Origin of the sequence: Arthrobacter bambusae (assembly GCF_030812595.1) — a bacterium.
GTDB classification, from domain to species: domain Bacteria; phylum Actinomycetota; class Actinomycetes; order Actinomycetales; family Micrococcaceae; genus Arthrobacter; species Arthrobacter bambusae_B.
Genome location: NZ_JAUSSZ010000010.1, coordinates 23692 through 41615 on the forward strand (window position 1 = coordinate 23692; position 17924 = coordinate 41615).

Genomic DNA, 17924 nt, shown 5'->3' on the forward strand with positions numbered 1-17924 from the left:
GGGCCTCGGATGGGCCGTAAGTGACCCCGCGTTGGACGATAAAGTGGGCAGGTGGTGCAAAAAGCAGAGCGCGTGCAGGGAAGACGGGGCAAACCGGTCGGCAACATCACCAGGGGCACCACCAACCCCAACCGCATGCGCCGCCTGGACCGCTGGTTGGCGGGTCCGCAAGCCTGGCGGCTGCGCGCCGCCGTCGACCCCCTGGTGGTGGACCTCGGCTACGGCGCTTCCCCGGCCACCGCCGTCGAACTCTTCGAAAGGCTGCAGGCCGTCCGCCCCGACGTGCGGCTGTGCGGGATCGAGATCGAACCCGAACGCGTCAGGAGCGCGAAGTCCCTGGAAAGGCCCGGACTCAGCTTCCACGTAGGCGGGTTCGAGGTCCCCGTTCCAGGCGATCCCGTATTGGTGCGGGCGTTCAATGTCCTGCGGCAATACGAGGAATCGGACGTGCGCGGGATCTGGGCGCTGGTGCAGTCGCGGCTGGCACCGCAGGGATTGTTCATCGACGGCACGTGTGACGAAATCGGCCGCAGGGTGACGTGGGTTGCATTGGATTCGAACGGACCGTTGAGCCTGAGTCTTTCCATGCGGTTCGGCGCTTTCGAACTGCCCTCCGACGTGGCCGAACGACTGCCGAAGGCACTCATCCACCGCAATATCCCGGGTGAACGCATCCATGCATTCCTGAATGCCTTGGACCAGGCCTGGCTGGAGGCCGCACCGCTTGCCTCCTTCGGCAGCAAGCAGCGGTGGACCGCTATGTGCCAATCAATGCGCGACGCCGGTTGGCCGCTTCAGGACGGGCCGTCACGGTGGCGATTGGGCGAACTTACCGTCGACTGGGCAGCGGTGGCCCCGGCCTGAACTTGCGCCTACCAGGGACCGTACGGCCCTTGGTTGCGGCCACTGTTGCCGATTTCCTTCACTGCGGGACGGACGTCCGCCAAGTAGACGCACGCCGCAGTGACGGCGGCGATGCCAAAGAGGCCCAGTCCCCCGCCGCCGCCGAGGACGGAAAGGCCACCTATGGCGGCCGCGACTCCGGTCAATGCCAGCCAGAAGGTCTTGGTGCGCTTGGACGCGGCTTCGAAGGAGGAGGGTTTGTGGCGCAGGCAGTCCACCAGCGCCCACAGCTCCAACGCGAAGGCAACCAGTCCCAGAATGAGCCAAATCCCATTCTGGATGTATGAAATCAAAAGTTTTCCGTCCACGTCCTCCAGCCTAGCCGTCAAGCGCCTTGAGTGCTTGCTCCAAATCCGCCCAGAGGTCTTCTACGTTCTCGATCCCGACGCTCATCCTGACCAGGTTGTCCGGCACGCTGAGCGGTTCGGCCGTGTGCCGGCGTCGGCGTTCGATGAGGGATTCGACGCCGCCCAGGGACGTCGCGGGGATCCACAACTGCAATGCACGGACCAGTTGATCCGCTGCGTCGGCGCCGCTGCGGGTTCCGTCTCCGGCCAATTGGATGCACAGGATGGAGCCGAAGCCCTTCATCTGGGACTTGGCCCGTTCGTGGCCGGGATCCCCGGGCAGGCCGGGGAAACGCACGGACTCGACCCGCGGGTGGGCACTCAGTCGCTCGGCCAAGGTCGCGGCAGAAGCTTGCGAGCGCTCGATCCGGAGCGCCAGCGTGCGCAGGCCGCGGAGCGCGAGCCACGCCTCAAAGGGACCCGCGATGCCGCCGTGGATGATCCGGTGGTGCAGGAGTTCCGCGCGGAGCCCGGCATTCGAGGTCACCAAGGCGCCGAGTACGACGTCGGAGTGTCCGGCCAGGTATTTGGTCACCGAATGGAGCACGACGTCGGAGCCGAGGCTGAGGGGCTGCTGAACCAGCGGCGTGGAGAAGGTGTTGTCCGTGACCACGATGGCGCCCGCCTCATGGGCCGCGGTGGCCAGGGCCCGGACGTCGGCGATGCCGAGCATCGGGTTGGTGGGGCTTTCAATCCACAGCATGCTGGCGGCCTTCCCATCCGCCGGGGCGAGCTGTGCCTTGACTGCGTCGGTGTCCGCGATGTCAACGGTCCGCAACTCAAGGATGCCCTTGGCCGCGAGTTCGGTGGCCATGACGAGCGATCCTGCGTAGCTGTGCGTGGGCATGACGAGCACTCCACCCGCAGGCACTAGCGACAACGCGGAACTCACCGCGGCCAAGCCTGAGGCGTAGAGCAGACCGGGCAGCTCGGCGCCTTCCAGCTGGGCCAGCGCTTCCTCGAACGGATCCCAAGTTGGGTTGGCATAGCGTCCGTAGCCGCGGTCCCCGTCGCTCAGTGCTCCGGTGCCGAAATACGTTGAGGACAGAACGATGGGCGGGTTGACGGGCTGGTCATGGCTTCGTTCGGGACGGCCTGCCGCCACCACTACGGTGTCAGGGGACAGATCGTCGGCATGCTCTCGGGAAAGACTCATTGCCCCAGCCTACGGCGCGGCGAGCGGGCGCTGGAAGGTGTTACGGCTGAGCCTCGCCGGGCGGAAGGTTCCGTTCCGCCCGGGTGGGCATGCGCCGTCGTCGGGCACTGTCAGGGATCATCTGTACGCTTAGATCCGTGACTACGCAGCGCCTCGAGCAGGACCAGAGCCCCATACCGGACCAGCGCCCGGGACTCTTCATCGCGTTCGAGGGCGGGGACGGGGCCGGCAAGTCCACGCAGGCCGCCCGCCTGGCCGAAGCGCTCGAGGCCCTTGGCTTTTCCGTGCTGCGCACCCGCGAGCCAGGGGGCACGCCGATCGGCGAGAAGCTGCGTTCCCTGGTGTTGGACCACGGCCAAGGCACGATTGATCCCCGGACCGAAGCCCTCATGTTCGCGGCCTCCCGGGCCGCCCACGCAAGCCAAGTCATCCGACCGGCCTTGGCACAGGGCACGGTGGTGATCACAGACCGCTACATAGACTCCTCCGTCGCCTACCAAGGTGCCGGCAGGGACCTGGGAACCGTGGACGTCAGGCGGCTCAACGAATGGGCCACCGAGGGCCTCGAGCCGGACCTGACCGTGCTCCTCGATGTCCACCCAGGCGACGGCCGGGACCGCAGGACGGCCGGAGACTCCGCAGAGGACCGGCTCGAGTCGGAACCGGACGATTTCCACGCCCGCATCCGGGCGGCGTTCCTGGAGCTGGCCGGGGCCCGCCCGGAAACGTACCTCGTGCTGCCTGCCAAGGACGCTATCGAGGACCTCTCAATACGGATCCTCCGGCGCGTGCAGGACTTGCTTGGGAGCCGGACATGACCGTCTGGGACGAGCTCCAGGGCCAGGCGCCCGTCGTCGAACAGTTGCGCGCCGCCGCCGAAGGCGAGGGCCTGACGCACGCATGGTTGTTCACCGGACCACCGGGTTCGGGCCGTTCCAACGCGGCCAAGGCATTCGCGGCGGCATTGAACTGCGAACAGGACGACGTTTCGCTTCGCGGATGTGGAGAATGCGCATCGTGCCGGACCATCCTTGGCGAGACCCACTCCGACGTGACCTTTGTCCGCACGGAGAAAGTCACCATCACCATCGACGAAGCCCGCCAGCTGGTGTCCAAGGCCGGCGACCGTCCGGCGTCGGGCCGTTGGCGCATCGTCGTGGTGGAGGACGCGGACCGCATGGCCGAACGAACCACCAACGTACTCCTCAAGGCCATCGAGGAACCCACGCCCCGGACCATCTGGATGCTGTGCGCACCGTCGCCCGCGGACGTGCTGGTCACCATCCGCTCGCGCTGCCGCCCTGTGAGCCTCCGGATTCCGCCAGCCGCCGACGTCGCCGCGCTGCTCGTGAGGCGCGACGGCGTCGACCCGGCCCTTGCGGACCGGGCAGCCCGGGCTGCCCAAAGCCACATCGGAATTGCGCGCCGCCTGGCCCGCGATCCGGATGCCAGGGAGCGCCGGATGGAGACCGTCCGTTTCCCGCTGGGCCTGCGGGGCGTCTCTGCTGCTGTGATGATGGCCGAAAAACTGGTCAAGATAGCAAGCGATGAGGCCAACAGTTCCAACGATGAGCGGGATGCCGCCGAGAAGGTCGCGCTGCTCGCGAGCCTGGGCGCTCCGGAGTCAGGCACCCTGCCGCCGTCGATGCGAAGCCAAGTGAAGCAGCTTGAAGACGACCAGAAGCGGCGCGCCAAGCGCTCCATCACGGATTCGCTCGACCGGACGCTGACCGACCTGCTGTCCTTCTACCGGGACGTCCTGGTCATCCAGATGGGGAACGCCGTGGAGTTGGTCAACGTTGAACTCAGGAGCGAACTGGAGGCCTATGCGGCAGGCTCCACGCCTGAGATCACCTTGGCGCGCATGGATGCCATCAACAAGGCGCGCGTGCGGATCACCACCACCAACGTGGCACCGCTCTTGGCCGTTGAGTCCATGGCGAGCGGCCTGATTCAGCAATAGCCGGATAGTTTAGAAGTAGAACACGCTTCCCCACCCTGAGGAGAAACGCATGACCCCCGCACGACGCCGGCCCGCCGGGTCCAGTTCCAGGACACGGTTCCCTTCCCTGCGGCGGGCCGCAGCGGCAGTGGCGGCCACGGTCTCCGTCGGCCTGCTACTGAGTGGCTGCGTATTCTCGGTGCCGGTGCCCAACGACGGCGCGGGCAATGGGGCCGGCAACGTCAGCAGCCCGGACCCGTCGATCGCCGCTGCGGCGCCGGCAGGACTGGAGAGTTTCTACTCGCAAAAAGTGGATTGGACGTCCTGTGAGCAGGGATTCCAGTGTGCCAACATCAAAGTGCCCGTGGACTATGCCAAACCCGACGGCGGCAGCATCTCCATCGCGGCTATCCGGCTCCAGAGCCAGGGCACAAAGAAGGGCTCGCTGCTGGTCAATCCCGGCGGCCCCGGTGCTTCGGGCTATGACTTCGTCAGGGACGCGGGGAAGACGCACTTCACCAGCAAGCTGCGGTCCGGTTTCGACCTCGTGGGCTTCGATCCCCGCGGCGTCAAGCGGTCGGCGCCGGTGACGTGCCTTAGCGACGCCGAGCGGGACGCTTCCCGCGAGAAGGTGTACAACTATGACACCGACCAGGGCGTCGCCGCCGCGCTGGCCGACACAAAGGCCATCAATGCCAAGTGCGTGGAAAAGTCCGGACCCGCGCTGCCGCACATTGACACTGCCAGTTCCGCGAAGGACATGGACATCCTCCGGGCCGTGCTGAACGACGCAAAACTCAACTACCTGGGCTTCTCCTACGGCACCTTGCTCGGCGCCACCTACGCGTCCTTGTTCCCGAACAACGTCGGGAAGCTTGCCCTGGACGGAGCGGTGGACCCGGCCCTCAACAACGAGGACCTCACCGCGGGGCAGGCAGAGGCGTTCGAAAAGGAACTCCACACTTATGTGGCGGATTGCCAATCAAAGTCCGGATGCCCCATGACAGGCAGCGTCGATAACGGCGTGCAGCAGCTCCGGGACCTCATTGCCGACGTCGAGCAGAATCCCAAACGGGCCAAGGACGGCCGCCTGGTCACTGGGTCGACGTTTGTCAGCGGTATCTTCACCCCCCTTTATGACAACGAATCCTGGCCTGTCCTGACCCAGGCCTTGGTGGCCGCGTTCAAGGGCGACGTGTCACTCATGCTCCGGATCGCCGACTTCGGCGCAGACCGGGACCCGAACGGCACCTACACTTCAAACACCGCGTTCGCGTTCAACGCCATCAACTGCCTCGACTACCCCATGGTCACGGACACCCCTGGCATGCGAGCCGAAGAAGCGCGTTTGAAGCAGCTCTCCCCCACCTTCGGCTACTACTTCTCCTACGGCGGCATCAACTGCAAGGACTGGCCGTATAAGCCCGTGCACACGCCGGCTCCCATCAAGTACACGGGCTCGGCGCCGATCGTGGTTATCGGCACCACCGGGGACCCCGCGACCCCTGTGGCCTGGGCAGGCTCCCTGCGGAAACAACTCGGCAACGCCTCCCTCGTGACGTGGAAAGGCGAAGGCCACACAGCCTACGGCCGCTCCAACCAATGCGTGTCCGACGCCGTGGACAACTACTTCGTGGACGGATCGGTGCCCTCGGACGGGACTATGTGCTGAGTCTTTAGGTTTCGGGGGCCCGTTAGGTTCGGGGGTCCCTTAGGTTTCGGGGGTCCCTCGACAAATGACCACCATTGGACTCGCCTGACTGCTTCATTCCCCGGATTGGCGCGTCCGTAAGGCGCCTGGCCTGGGCAAAGGTGGTCATTTGTAGAGGCGTAGCTTGGCTTGATGGGCCCTTATGGCGGCCTGCACTTCAGCCACCATGGACTCCGGATGGTGAACGACGTCTTCGTAGAAGTACCTCAGCACCGTGAAGCCGCCGGCCACGGACGTGTTGTCCCGCCGTCGGTCCTTCTTGATGGCCCGGGGTTCGAAGTGCGTCTTGCCGTCCACCTCGACAATCAAGAAGCGCTCGACGACGAAGTCAACTTCCCCGACCCCCGGCAATTCCACGTGTTGCTCAAACGCGAGCCCAGCCCGCCTGAAATGCATGGCCGCCAAGGGTTCGAGCAAGGAATCGGCTCTTCGGCCGACGAAATCCAGCACGCCCCGTGCCTTGCCATTCCGGTTGCCGGGCAACCTTCCGCGCAGAAACTCCACGGTGATATCGCCGCGGGCAACGGCACTTTGCACCATGACAAGCGCTTCCTCGGCCGGCCGGCAGCGCAGGACATGCACCAACACGTCGGCCAAGGCGGCAAGGGGTCTGCCGGGCACGGGCGGCAACGACAAGGTCCTGTGCGGCACCACGCCCTCGCGCTCTAACCCGTTGCCACAGACCAAATGGAGCTCCTTGGCCGGATACAGCTGCCAGAGTCCGTGGTATGGGGCTGCCGAGATACAGGTGAGGACGCCACCATGCCGGTAGGCCTCAGCCAATTCCGGCGGTGCGCCCGCCAGAGCAACAACCCCTCGATAGGGAACGATGACCCCGTCCCGTCGTGCCGCAGTCCGCAGCTGCCACGAGCCGACGCCGGCTTTGAGGAGGTCCCTCCGGGTGACCGTGCCTCCCCGTGCACGAAGGGCAGCTGTGAGATCCATGGCTCCACGATGCCTTGGTGTCTGGCGGCCGCGAAGGCCTGGGTTCAGCTATGTGGAGAACTTCCTGCTTTTGGGGCCTTTCGCGCCTCCACTTCCTACCAGTATTGCCTTGTGCTCTGGCACCCGAGCGGCAGAATGACGGCCTTCGAGGCGCGGCTTCCAAGGGAAAAGTAGTAGATCGTTGCGGCGCGTTACAGCCGTGCCGCGCGGGGCTCCAGCTGCGCTGGAAGGTCCTTGACAGAGGGCACGACGGCGGTGGCGCCGGCCGCGCGCAAGGCCGCCTCGGAGTGGAAACCAGTAAGCACGCCCACCACGGCCGAGGCGCCGGAACGAACGCCGGACAGCATATCCGAGCTCGTGTCCCCCACCACGGCGACCTCGCGGACATCATCGAGGTCGAGGGCAAGTACTGCGGTAAGAATCATGTCCGGGTAGGGCCGCCCTCGGCCGGCATCCGCGGGGCACAGGCTCAGATCGGCCTTGCCCATCCAGCCCAAGGACTCAAGCACCATGTTCTGCGTATGCCGCCCGAAGCCAGTGGCCAGGCAGACTTTCACACCGGCGTCCCGCAACCAGTCGATGGTTTCCTCGGCGCCTGGGATAGCCCGGACGCCGCCGTCGGCAATCAGCTCGTCGTAGGCCCGTTCGAAGGCCTTGTTGGCGCTCTGGGCCCTCTCGGTTTCTTCGAAAAGGTCGCTGAAAACGGTCAGCTTCGAAAAGCCCATGGTGTCCAAGGCGTAGCCGAGCATGCTTTCGAAACGGGGCGAACCAGGCTCGACGCCGGCCTCCTGCAGGGCGAGGGACATCGCACGCTCGCTACGGCCGTCGTCGGTAATCGTTGTGCCCACCATGTCCAAGACAGCAAGCCGGAGCCGCTGCGCACGATGTGCCCCGGCGTCGTCCGTGTTGATCCTCATGCTGCTGTCCATGCTCATGGCGCCCCTTCGCTGGTTGATGGCCGGAATCGTGCGGCCACATTAGTCCGCCCAGCTTGCCTCCGGTCCGCGACAACGGCCTGAACCCGGCACGACGCGCGGGTGAATTCCGCAACAACGGCGCCACGGGAGCTCCTCTTTGGGCTGTTTTGACCGGGACGAGGTGACTCTATTACAGTTGTATCTTGCGTGATTCAGCCGGTACCCGGACGATAACGCGGTGCTTCCTTAGCTCAGTCGGTAGAGCGTTTCACTCGTAATGAAAAGGTCATCAGTTCGATTCTGATAGGAAGCTCTGACAGCCCCGCCATTCCAAGGATTTGGCGGGGCTTGCTTTTTCATTCCGAACGGGTCTTCCCGCGCGTTCCCTGAGATTTCGCTCGTCGTACGGCGTCTTCATCACTTTTTCGTCACATTCCTGGCCGGGGCACGTACCATGTGGGTAGGCATACTCGAGGCGAAAACCTACCCGAGCGAGGAACAGACCGCCACCTTCCAGTTTCTCGCCATCCGCGACCAACTCGTGGCCGATACCCGGCGTCCACGGCCCCATGGAACGCATCCTGCTCGCCCACACCCTCGACAAACCGCAATGGTCCCGCGTTACGTGGGCCGAGCAGCTCCTCCTCCATTGCCTACACCCACAGCAGCACTAAACACTCGGCTCCCCTACTCGCGGCCATCGCCTACATCAACTGGTACGGCCGGGGCAGCAAAGCCCACCAATACCTCGAGCTCGCCCTGGAAGCAGACCCCGGCTACCGCCTGGCCAAACTCAGCGCACAACTCATGGGCAATGGAATGATCGCCGGCTGGAACACGGACAAGAGCACGGCACACCTGACGCGTGGGGTTGACCCGTACTGAACATGGATCCCTTGACCGGGACTGCTCCAAGGCAAGCTGACAAAACGTCCATCATCGGCGTTCGGACCAGGGACGAGTTGCATCTAATACAAGAACTCGTCCTCCCACATCAATTAGGCGTTTAAGCAGGTCAGGTCAGCCTTCCTGGGCAATACTCTCTCCGCGACGACTCGAATTGAACTTTTCGCCAATTCCATGCCCTTTGCCCATGAAAGAGTCGGGGTCGGTGACGTCCGCATGAAGGTAAGCGGCGCCGATCTCGGCGGCGTCATCAATCGGCGGGACCGAGTAGAACACATTGTGTTTGGGCCCAGGGGTTGTTGCGCTCCATTGCTGGAACGTCGGTCCGAAGCAACTTTCTATCTAAGTGTGGGTCCGTCCTTAACGTCCAAGGCACTAGCCCGTGACGCGGTTGATGCTCGGACTGCGGCAAATATTGCGGTCACTTGAACGTCTGTTGCCTAGTGAGCATCATCTGTTGTTTAATCGGGAACAATCAGTGATCTAGCTCACATGTTTGGGCTGTGACACGCCAACAGTTTGGAATGAGCCGGCCGATGGAGACCGGTGTCCTTCCCCTATCGCTGGAGAACCATGGGGACTACCCTCACCGAACAAGAAGTCATGGAAGCTGCCGGGCAGATTGTGCGGGCCTACGCGGCAATGGATGCCCAAGCCTATTTCACAGCCTTTGATCCGAAAGCCACCTTCCTCTTCCACAGCAGCCCGTCGCGTCTGGGTAGCAGGCGCGAATACGAAGAACAGTGGGATTCCTGGGTGTCCGGGGGCTGGAAAGTAGTCAGCTGCCACAGCACCGACCCTTTCGTGCAGCTGCTCGGTAGCGTTGCGATCTTCTCTCATTCGGTGCACACCGTCATCGAAGAGGGCGGCGTTTCAGCCTCCACCACGGAACGCGAAACCATCGTCTTTTCCCGCACCGGAGACGCCGGGATCACCGCCGTCCACGAACACCTTTCGCCGACTCTTGCTGAAGGGGCCGAGCAGTGACAAACATCAAAAGTTCCGTTCCGGCGTTGAAAGGCAGTGCGCCGCTCATTGAGGTCCGTTCGATTGACTGGGTGCCGGAGAGCGAACGGCATGGCAAACTCTGGCACCAGGCTCCGCTGTGGTTCTTGGGGAATTTCCAGTACTTCTCGATCCCGATCGGGTTCATCGGGCCTTCTCTTGGCCTGTCCTTGGGATGGACTATCGTTGCCAGCATCCTCGGCATCGGTGTCGGAACGATCTTCATGGCGTTCCATGCCTCCCAAGGACCCACCATGGGCCTGCCGCAAATGATCCAGTCCCGCGCTCAATTCGGCTACCGCGGCGTCGTTGTCCCCCTCATCGCAACGCTGTTCACGTACCTTGCATTCAATGTGGCCGATACTGTCCTGCTCGGCGATGGCCTCATGAGTTCCTTTGGATGGAACCCCACCGCTATCGCCGTCATCGCTGCGCTGGGCGCGGCTGCCTTGGCCATCTTTGGACATGACTGGCTGCACAAGGCCTTCCGAGTCCTGCTATACATCTCATTTCCTCTGATGACGATTCTGACGATAGGGGTGCTCACCGGGAGCGCAGGCGGCGGAGGCCACAGCACTATCCAATACGGATTCACCTGGGGGGCGTTCATGGCCCAATTCGCAGCCTCGGCCGCATACAACATCACATATGCACCGTACGTCTCCGACTACTCGCGCTACCTGCCCTCAAAGACCAAGAGCAGGTCCGTGATCGCCGCGGTATTCTTCGGTGCGTCTTCCTCCGCCATCTGGCTCATCGCATTGGGGGCATGGCTGGCGATCCAGCTGGGAGCAACCGACGGCCTGGCCGGCCTACAACTGGCAGGAAACAACGTCTTCATCCACCTCGGCGACGCCGCGGCACTGTTCTCCGCCCTCGCACTCGCAGCCACCATGGGCATGAACGCCTACGGCGGCATGCTCACCGTGCTGACGACCATCGACTCGATCCGGCCCATCAACCCAACCCGGAAAGCACGCGTCATAACCATCCTCGTCCTCACCGTCATGTGGTACCTCGCTGCCAGCCTCATCAGCTCCGATTCCGTCACGACCGTCTTCTCGGCACTTACGCTGATGCTGTACCTGCTCGTTCCATGGACGGCAACCAACCTGACAGACTACTTCTTCGTCCGCAAAGGCCACTACGCGATCGCCGATCTCTTCAGCACCAAAGGAATCTACGGGACATGGTCCTGGCGCGGGTTGCTGGCATTCGCTATCGGCCTCGCCGCCGAAATTCCTTTCATGGTGCTACCCCAGATTGGGTCCTGGACCTACACCGGCCCTCTCGCGAACCTCATCGGCGGAGTCGATATCGCGTGGCTGGTCGGGTTGATCATGACATCGATTGCGTACGTGATATTCAGCCGATCTCTGGATCGAAACATTGAACACGCCGCTGAAGCGCGAAGCGAGCATCAACTCGGTCACAACGGACAAGCCACTCCCGCAAACACCTAATCCGGGACCCGGGCTCCCCCAAATGGCGAAGCCGCCCGCGACAGCAACGATTTGTAGCCATGGCTGATTCGGAGTCGCCAAAGTTGTATGAACTTCGGCGGGATGCGTCTCACTCAACTTGGCAGAAACCATGCCGGAATTGCCAACAACACTGAGACCGGACATCGTGACCTCCAGCCGGAGCTTCGGCGTGGCCCTGCGCCGTTATTCCGCATTGGGGGTTTCATGTTCCTAGGCCAGTTCCTCGCATGCAACGTCCTCCTGTCCCTGGCCGAACTGCAGGCTTCCTGCCAAGACCACCCGCATCATGAGGCACTGGTGCGGACGGTGAGAACTGCTAAATCCGCCATTCAGACAGCGGCCGTCATGCTGCTAACCGAGCTGAGGCTAGGCGGGAATCACTACCGTACGGCTTGGCTGTAGGTCCCCTTTTTCCCGCTGCAATCGGCACGCGGTTTGTGAGAGCTTTCCAGGGGTTAGCGCGACGACCGGACTCTCGCCACTGCAGTCGTATGTTCTGGCTGCGAACCGCTAGGGCCCGATAGGCCAAATGCGGGCGGTTTCGTCTAGCCTCCGGTGCTTCTCGGGGCGCTGTCTGCAGCCTTATGTGCCGGTCATTGGTCGGCGACCGCCTCGAAACGGCGTGCTTGCTGCCGGGCCTCTGGGCTCCGGCAGAAACGCGGTCATCGGCACAGCCAGAACTTCGGCTATGTCCCGTACGCGGCACCGTAGCCGCAACCAGCGACGCTGCCGCGTACGTGACCGGGCCGCCGGCAGGCGGCCGATCCCCTTGGTCCGCATTCAGGGGATGGGACCGCCCGCCTACGCACTACCCAAGCTTTGCTGGGCCAGTAACATCCGGAAGCCCGGACATCACTGAAACACAATCCGGAACGCAAGGCGGGAGACATCTCATGGCTGCAACGGTTCATTCCAGAGCTTGCAAGTTTCCATGCGGCCTCGGGGTCGTCTATCGCGAACATGATGGCAGCCCAAGTGCCCCGCTTGTAGCAGTTCGCACAACGGATGTCGCACTCGGCAATCTCAGCGGCGAGCCGCTCGATGGAGTATCTCTTGGCGCTCCCCACGGCGTAGACCGGCGGCAACGGTCACGCTCCCGCCGGTTTCGCTCGCCGGATCATTCGACAGGCCAGAACACCTACTGCCCAGGCTTCGTCACATGGGCGACGATGGTCTTAGTCAGGGGGACGCTTTCCCCTGCTTTCTCCAAACTGGTCACCGTCCAATTCGACAGCAGGAACACGGAGTTGCCCGTGTCTGAATTCCAAACAACATGCTTAAACCCGAGTGCTTGGAGTTCATCACTGAGAGCCTGTGCATTTTGCCCTGCGGCATCAGCCGGCAATACGGCGGCAGCGGGAGCGGGCGGGGCAGCTGGAGCAGATACGGCAGCAGGTTCCACTGTTTGGACGACTGTAACTGTCGGCGCAGGAGCGGTGACAGTCTGAGTGGCCGTGACCGTTTGGATGGTGGTCACTGTTGGGGCCGACTGCGGACTCCCTCCACAACCGGCGAGTCCGACGGCCGATCCTGCAATGCCCAAAGCCAGGACATATTTTTTCAACTGATCCCCTTATTACAAAACGAGTGATTTGTACTGCGAACAACGACAGGCGTCGATGCAGGTGCAGTTTCTCATCTTCATCGCAAAACCGATAAACGCGTGCATCGAATATCGGGCGGCAAGCCTTATACAAACGGTTACATTAAAGCCTGATAGTTCGTCAGCATCTCGGCGCCGCCGGGCCGCGTCATTGGATTGCATGACGATGGGAGGCCAAGCCCGAGCTTGACCTCCATCCTTATAGCTGCAGATGCGGCTCTAATGACTCAGAGTCGCCACGACAGACCTTTGCCCAAGCGGATCGTAATCCTGCCCCGACTGTTCACCGTCACCGGACCCGCCTTACGCGAAAGTGACACCCCGCTTTTGGAAAAGTTCAACCTCGTGTTCTTGCCAAGCTTCTTTGTGCGTCGAAAAAAAATACCCACCGACTTCCCTTCCTATGAAATGCACAACGCGCTTACGCGCGCTACTTGTACCACACAGAAACGCCACCGTGGTAGGAGCACGTTCCCCGATGATTGGCAGAAAAGGACAGAGTGCCATCGGCACATAGCGCTGTAGCGCCGCTCGCATTCTGCTGGGGCGCTCCCTGGTTTGCTGTTTGTTGGGCTGCCGCAGCTTGATCCGCTGCTGCTTGCTGGTCGGCTGCCTGCTGCGCTGCCAGCGCGTCGGCGGCTGCCTTGTCCGCAGTCGCCTTATCGGCAGCAACTTTGTCTGCCGCGGCTTTATCCGCAGCCGCCTTATCGGCAGCAACTTTGTCTGCCGCAGCTTTATCCGCGGCCGCCTTGTCCGCAGCCGCTTTATCCGCAGCAACCTTGTCCGCCGCGGCTTTATCCGCAGCTGCCTTCTGGGCTACGACCCGTTTGGAGTCCGACTCGGCCAGCCACACCAGACGCTGGTCGCTACCCATGGTGCAGATGAAGAGGTTGTTGTTGTAATTCCGTGTCTCACTCGGGGTAAGACACGCCGAGTTTGCCGGGTTCGTGGCGGTCGGCGTTGCAGTCACCGACTCCCGGGAGGAAGCCCCAAAGGCAGACTTATCAGGGACGCTGCCAGGCGTGGCTGTAGCGGAGGCCACACCTGCGCCCACGATGAAAGCAACAACGCCTGCCGCGGCTACCAAGGCCGCCGACTTCCGATGCGGAAGTCCCACCCAGGATTGCCGCTTGAAGATCAAGGCATACAAACCAGTGATCACAGCCACGAGTCCGAGAAGGAAAAGGAAGCCGCCGAACCCGGAAGATGCCGTGAAGAGTATGGCCAGGAGCAGCACCAGTGCCGCAACGATCCAGAAAGACTTTGAAGGCTGCCAGCGGCGCTTGGGGCGCGCTACAGCACTGGGACGATCAAGCATTGTTCCCCCATGGAAGATTCGACGCGGTTTGCGCTCGGGTCAGAATAACACCGGAGGCCCATAATCACGGCACACATGAGCGCGGCCTTCCGGGCAGCCACTCACCGGAAACACCCACAGGTGCACTGGCGAAGAAACTGGAACCGGCAGCATAAACAGCCCAACTTGGCTTTGCGTGCTTGCCCGGCCGTGACGGCGCCCGCTGTGCCGTACGAGTTGAGAAAGATTCTCAATAACAAATGGAGGCATCTAAGATTGCCGAGGCTAGCCCCTGCAGCTGGCGCTTCTCCATCGCCCCTCCGGTCCGGTCGGCGCCGTCACTACTCCCCCCGCTATCGATGAAGTTAGGGCTGCCGGACCCCGAATTCCCCCGCCCGACGCTCCACGACCTTCACCCCACCGCCGTAAGCCTGGCGGTAAGCGCCAGCTTCAACGTCAAAGTCATCCAACGAATCGCCGGACACGCCAGCGCCACCATGACGCTGGACACCTACACTGGCCTTTCGACCACGATCTTCACGACAGTGCGTGCCGTCTGAACGATGCTCTAGCTCGGTTGGACTCGAAATAGTTCGTCACTTTTTCGTCACCAAGCGTGGCAGATTCCCTGCCACCAGAGGACAAAACACTGTGGCTGTAATGAAAAGGTCATCAGTTCGATTCTGATAGGAAGCTCTGACCCGAAAAAGGCCCGCATCCCAGTATTCACAAGGGATGCGGGCCTTTCTCATTTCTGGAGGCAACTGCCCGAAGTGCCCTAGCCGTGTACCCGTTGGTGTACTCAACACCGCTCCCCCGGCGGCCTGCTTCACCATCCCTGCTCAGAGTCTCGGCAGACCCGATTTGGTCGCTTGGCACGCGCGAAGAACCTCAACGTCCGACAGTGAAAGCTAGTTCCGACACGCCGCATCGAAATTTCATCTGCGGTACAACTTGACAGATCCTTTGGACCCCTACGATGAAGCGTCATCACTCGTCTATTTAGGAGATCCATTTGTCGTACCAGCAGCAACAGACCACTCAGTTCGGCAATGCCGTCCCGCTTTGGGCGCCCTATTACGGCGCGCCCATCGGCGAGGCAGCACGTCGGTTCTTCAAGAAGTACGCCACCTTCACCGGCCGCGCCAGCCGCAGCGAATACTGGTGGTGGACCCTCATCTCCTTCGTCGTGGGCATCGTCCTGAACATCATCATGTCAGTGGCCGGCTCCGCTGGGGCGACTGTCAGCGACTCGGGAGCGACTGTCCCGGGACCGGGAATGGCGGTCGGCGTCATTCTTCTCGTAATTTGGGGGCTGGCCGTCATCGTCCCGTCCCTGGCCCTCACCGTCCGTCGCCTGCACGATGCAAACTTCAGCGGCTGGATGATCCTCATCGGGCTCGTTCCGTTCCTCGGCAGCGTGGCACTGCTCATCTTCATGTGCCTTCCGCCCAAGCTCGAAGGCCAGCGGTTCGACGTCCCCGCCTAAGTCCACACCAGAGGACAGCCTGAAGGGTCACTGGTGTCAGAAGGCCTTAGCACGAAGGCTTTGGCTCGCTCCGGCCGGTTACCCGGCGTGCCGAACCCAACGATGCCCTGGCAACAGGATAGAAAAGACGGGCGGGAGCTACCGGCTTCCGCCCGTCTTTTCCCTTTTCCAGGGAGAGTCTTCCAAGCCGCCGAACACATGAGAGTCATGAACCCCCGCAAGCATTTCGCCCTGCCCTCCGCATTCCTCCTTGCCGCATTGGCCCTCAGCGGATGCCAGCCGGGGTCTCACCCCTCCACCGAAACGACGACCAACGCCGCGCCACCGGCAGTTCCCCGGGCAGTTGGAGCCGCTCCCGGGGAACTGCCCTCGGGTGCGTCGGCGACAGCAGTGAAGTCCATCCACTCCCCCGGCCTCGTTGCCACCGACGAGCAGCTTGCCGCCGGGCAGTGCTCCGCCAAGACGGTCGACGCCGCCACCGGCGAGTACCTGCCGGACCCGGCCTGTACCCCGGGAGCCGCAGATCCGGCAGTTACCCAAGAGAACATCGACTCAACCATCTGCGCGAGCGGCTACACGGCCACGGTTCGGCCACCCGCCTCGAACACGGATAAGGCGAAGGCCGAGAGCCTGCGCGAATACGGACAGACCGCAATGAAAACCACGGAATACGATCACCTGATCAGCCTGGAACTCGGCGGCACCAATTCGGTATCGAACCTATGGCCTGAGCCGAACAAGGCGAGCGCCACGGGCACCACGAACCCGAAAGACGCTATCGAAAACACCCTGCACAAAGCCGTCTGCACCCACAAGGTCACCCTGTCAGCGGCCCAGAAGGCGATCGCCCACAACTGGGTCACTGCGGTCAAAGACCTCGGTTTGTAGCTCAACGAAATGCGCCGAGCGAGGTGCCGGGAACGGAGGCGCGTGCGCGATTCCGCAACGAAGTGGCGCGTCAGCTGATGCGCTCGGCGAGGGCCACGATGATTCCCTCCGGGCCTCTCACGTACGCCATCCGCCAGGCCCGCTCATACTGGCCGATGCCACCGACCAGCGAGTATCCCTCAGCGGCCAGCCGGTCGACGTGTCCCTGAAGATCGTCGACTTCGAAGGACAGACTGCGCAGTCCGAGTTCGTTGGCCATAGCGGCGGGCGATCCCGGCTGCGGGTCCGGCCTGGTGAAACTGGAAAGCTCCACCCCTGTTCCCCCGTCAGGTGTTCGCAACATGACGATCTCTGTACGGGAATCAGGGATCGCAATGACCGTATCGATGAACTCGCCCTCCACAAACGTCCGTCCTTCGACCTCGAGCCCGAGTCCAACGAAGAACGCCGTCACCCGGTCGAGGTCCTCAACTGTGACACCGACGTGGTCAAACCGCATGATGGGCGACATGGGATAAGCCTCCAAGTGTTGGTTTGCACGGCCCACGACGAAGCCTACCGCGGACCAAGGTCAGGTCCGGCCGAGGAGCTCCTGGTAAAGCGCGCGGGTCGTAGGGCTGGGCGAGACGCCGAGCTGTTCCCGCAGAAGCTCGGACAGCTGCACGTACACCGCCAGCGCCTCGGCCAAGTTGTCCTGGGCGGCCAGCGCCTGCATCAGGTAGCGATGGCCGCTTTCACGCAGGGGGTCCAGGGAGATGAGCCGGCGGCCGGCGCGGACGGCACCAGCGACTTCGGCGCCGCCGACCCCGAGCTCGGCGGCGGCATAACATTCCAGGGCTCGCAGCCGGATCTCAGCAAGCCGATTGCGGGTCCGGTCGATCCATTCCGCATCCTCTCCAGGCAGGAATCCGCGCTCGGCGACGAACAAGGCCAGCAGGACCGGTCCCCAGGCACGGGTCCAGTCCTGCTGAGCGACGGCGGACTCCGCGCGGTGGATTGCCTCCACGGCGGCTTCGAGGTCGATCCACGCATCGGGAAGGTGAAGCTGGACAGTGACGCGTCCATCCACGGCATCCGGACCAAAGACGTGGCGAAGCTTCGAGATCAACGGGTTGAGGCGTGCATCGGTACCGACGGAACCGGGAGAGCGCCACAGCGCCTCGACGAGCTCGTCGCGAGGCACCTGTCGGTGCCGGTTGACGACAAGGTACGTAAACATCAGGCGTCCCTGACGACCGGGCAAGCCCTGATCTAGCCTCAGCCCGTCCCGCTCCACAACCAGCGGCCCGCAGATCTGGATATGCAGCGCTGACTGCACCGTCATGACACCA

General features: G+C 62.9%; 17 protein-coding genes and 1 tRNA gene. 10 read left to right on the plus strand and 8 right to left on the minus strand.

Annotated features, from left to right (window positions below):
* Window positions 1–51: 51 nt before the first annotated feature.
* A complete protein-coding gene (locus tag J2S96_RS14105; RefSeq protein ID WP_370873116.1) occupies window positions 52–864 on the plus strand; it encodes a class I SAM-dependent methyltransferase in 813 nt (270 codons plus the stop codon).
* 8 nt (window positions 865–872) lie between these two features.
* Here J2S96_RS14105 and J2S96_RS14110 read toward each other — a convergent pair whose 3' ends face one another.
* Together J2S96_RS14110 and J2S96_RS14115 are read right to left on the minus strand one after the other, a co-directional pair.
* The gene (locus J2S96_RS14110) at window positions 873–1211 is read right to left on the minus strand and encodes a DUF2516 family protein (RefSeq protein WP_306864689.1); all 339 of its coding nucleotides are present in this window, start codon (window positions 1209–1211) and stop codon (window positions 873–875) included.
* A gap of 10 nt (window positions 1212–1221) precedes the next feature.
* A complete protein-coding gene (locus J2S96_RS14115) occupies window positions 1222–2406 on the minus strand; it encodes a trans-sulfuration enzyme family protein (RefSeq protein ID WP_306864691.1) in 1185 nt (394 codons plus the stop codon).
* Between the two features lie 173 nt (window positions 2407–2579).
* On the opposite strand from J2S96_RS14115, the gene tmk reads away from it, so the two are divergent.
* Genes tmk through J2S96_RS14130 form a run of 3 tightly spaced genes read left to right on the plus strand, consistent with a single transcriptional unit; the run spans window position 2580 to window position 6020 of the window.
* The gene (tmk, locus tag J2S96_RS14120; RefSeq protein WP_306865017.1) at window positions 2580–3224 is read left to right on the plus strand and encodes a dTMP kinase; all 645 of its coding nucleotides are present in this window, start codon (window positions 2580–2582) and stop codon (window positions 3222–3224) included.
* The gene (locus J2S96_RS14125; protein WP_306864694.1) at window positions 3221–4369 is read left to right on the plus strand and encodes a DNA polymerase III subunit delta'; all 1149 of its coding nucleotides are present in this window, start codon (window positions 3221–3223) and stop codon (window positions 4367–4369) included. The genes tmk and J2S96_RS14125 overlap by 4 nt, the downstream gene beginning before the upstream one ends.
* A gap of 49 nt (window positions 4370–4418) precedes the next feature.
* A complete protein-coding gene (locus J2S96_RS14130) occupies window positions 4419–6020 on the plus strand; it encodes an alpha/beta hydrolase (RefSeq protein ID WP_306864697.1) in 1602 nt (533 codons plus the stop codon).
* A gap of 144 nt (window positions 6021–6164) precedes the next feature.
* Here the strand turns inward: J2S96_RS14130 and J2S96_RS14135 are convergent, their stop codons facing one another.
* The gene (locus tag J2S96_RS14135; protein WP_306864701.1) at window positions 6165–7004 is read right to left on the minus strand and encodes an endonuclease domain-containing protein; all 840 of its coding nucleotides are present in this window, start codon (window positions 7002–7004) and stop codon (window positions 6165–6167) included.
* Window positions 7005–7195: 191 nt separating this feature from the next.
* A complete protein-coding gene (locus J2S96_RS14140; protein ID WP_306864704.1) occupies window positions 7196–7939 on the minus strand; it encodes an HAD family hydrolase in 744 nt (247 codons plus the stop codon).
* Between the two features lie 222 nt (window positions 7940–8161).
* On the opposite strand from J2S96_RS14140, the gene J2S96_RS14145 reads away from it, so the two are divergent.
* The 3 genes from J2S96_RS14145 to J2S96_RS14155 all read left to right on the plus strand — a co-directional run bounded on the left by J2S96_RS14145 (window position 8162) and on the right by J2S96_RS14155 (window position 11295).
* Window positions 8162–8234 (plus strand) — tRNA-Thr (locus J2S96_RS14145).
* 1166 nt (window positions 8235–9400) lie between these two features.
* Window positions 9401–9814 (plus strand): YybH family protein, encoded by a 414-nt coding sequence (locus tag J2S96_RS14150; RefSeq protein ID WP_306864707.1) that lies wholly within the window; start codon window positions 9401–9403, stop codon window positions 9812–9814.
* The gene (locus J2S96_RS14155) at window positions 9811–11295 is read left to right on the plus strand and encodes a purine-cytosine permease family protein (RefSeq protein WP_306864710.1); all 1485 of its coding nucleotides are present in this window, start codon (window positions 9811–9813) and stop codon (window positions 11293–11295) included. The genes J2S96_RS14150 and J2S96_RS14155 overlap by 4 nt, the downstream gene beginning before the upstream one ends.
* Before the next feature lie 1851 nt (window positions 11296–13146).
* Here J2S96_RS14155 and J2S96_RS14160 read toward each other — a convergent pair.
* Both J2S96_RS14160 and J2S96_RS14165 read right to left on the minus strand, forming a co-directional pair.
* Window positions 13147–13308, minus strand: a complete 162-nt coding sequence (locus J2S96_RS14160) for a DUF4236 domain-containing protein (RefSeq protein WP_306864712.1) — start codon at window positions 13306–13308, stop codon at window positions 13147–13149.
* A 41-nt stretch (window positions 13309–13349) separates the two neighbouring features.
* Window positions 13350–14237, minus strand: coding sequence for a DUF3761 domain-containing protein (locus J2S96_RS14165; RefSeq protein WP_306864714.1), 888 nt, complete (start codon window positions 14235–14237; stop codon window positions 13350–13352).
* A 338-nt stretch (window positions 14238–14575) separates the two neighbouring features.
* Here J2S96_RS14165 and J2S96_RS14170 point away from each other — a divergent pair, with 338 nt between their 5' ends.
* From J2S96_RS14170 to J2S96_RS14180, 3 genes are all read left to right on the plus strand, one after another.
* Entirely contained in the window at window positions 14576–14776 is a 201-nt protein-coding gene (locus J2S96_RS14170) for a hypothetical protein (RefSeq protein WP_306864718.1), read from the plus strand.
* A 455-nt stretch (window positions 14777–15231) separates the two neighbouring features.
* Window positions 15232–15705, plus strand: coding sequence for a DUF805 domain-containing protein (locus tag J2S96_RS14175; protein ID WP_306864721.1), 474 nt, complete (start codon window positions 15232–15234; stop codon window positions 15703–15705).
* A 207-nt stretch (window positions 15706–15912) separates the two neighbouring features.
* Window positions 15913–16593, plus strand: coding sequence for a hypothetical protein (locus tag J2S96_RS14180; protein WP_306864723.1), 681 nt, complete (start codon window positions 15913–15915; stop codon window positions 16591–16593).
* 70 nt (window positions 16594–16663) lie between these two features.
* Here the strand turns inward: J2S96_RS14180 and J2S96_RS14185 are convergent, their stop codons facing one another.
* Together J2S96_RS14185 and J2S96_RS14190 are read right to left on the minus strand one after the other, a co-directional pair.
* On the minus strand, window positions 16664–17104 hold the full coding sequence (locus J2S96_RS14185) for a VOC family protein (protein WP_306864726.1): 441 nt from the start codon (window positions 17102–17104) through the stop codon (window positions 16664–16666).
* 60 nt (window positions 17105–17164) lie between these two features.
* Window positions 17165–17917 (minus strand): AfsR/SARP family transcriptional regulator, encoded by a 753-nt coding sequence (locus J2S96_RS14190; protein WP_306864729.1) that lies wholly within the window; start codon window positions 17915–17917, stop codon window positions 17165–17167.
* Window positions 17918–17924 lie beyond the last annotated feature (7 nt).

What these genes read in the sequence shown, in the direction of transcription:
- J2S96_RS14115 (WP_306864691.1), bottom strand. Translation starts at nt 2,406, where the DNA reads ATGAGTCTTTCCCGAGAGCATGCCGACGATCTGTCCCCTGACACCGTA.
- J2S96_RS14125 (WP_306864694.1), top strand. Translation starts at nt 3,221, where the DNA reads ATGACCGTCTGGGACGAGCTCCAGGGCCAGGCGCCCGTCGTCGAACAG.
- J2S96_RS14130 (WP_306864697.1), top strand. Translation starts at nt 4,419, where the DNA reads ATGACCCCCGCACGACGCCGGCCCGCCGGGTCCAGTTCCAGGACACGG.
- J2S96_RS14135 (WP_306864701.1), bottom strand. Translation starts at nt 7,004, where the DNA reads ATGGATCTCACAGCTGCCCTTCGTGCACGGGGAGGCACGGTCACCCGG.
- J2S96_RS14140 (WP_306864704.1), bottom strand. Translation starts at nt 7,939, where the DNA reads ATGAGCATGGACAGCAGCATGAGGATCAACACGGACGACGCCGGGGCA.
- J2S96_RS14150 (WP_306864707.1), top strand. Translation starts at nt 9,401, where the DNA reads ATGGGGACTACCCTCACCGAACAAGAAGTCATGGAAGCTGCCGGGCAG.
- J2S96_RS14165 (WP_306864714.1), bottom strand. Translation starts at nt 14,237, where the DNA reads ATGCTTGATCGTCCCAGTGCTGTAGCGCGCCCCAAGCGCCGCTGGCAG.
- J2S96_RS14170 (WP_306864718.1), top strand. Translation starts at nt 14,576, where the DNA reads ATGAAGTTAGGGCTGCCGGACCCCGAATTCCCCCGCCCGACGCTCCAC.
- J2S96_RS14180 (WP_306864723.1), top strand. Translation starts at nt 15,913, where the DNA reads ATGAACCCCCGCAAGCATTTCGCCCTGCCCTCCGCATTCCTCCTTGCC.
- J2S96_RS14185 (WP_306864726.1), bottom strand. Translation starts at nt 17,104, where the DNA reads ATGTCGCCCATCATGCGGTTTGACCACGTCGGTGTCACAGTTGAGGAC.
- J2S96_RS14190 (WP_306864729.1), bottom strand. Translation starts at nt 17,917, where the DNA reads ATGACGGTGCAGTCAGCGCTGCATATCCAGATCTGCGGGCCGCTGGTT.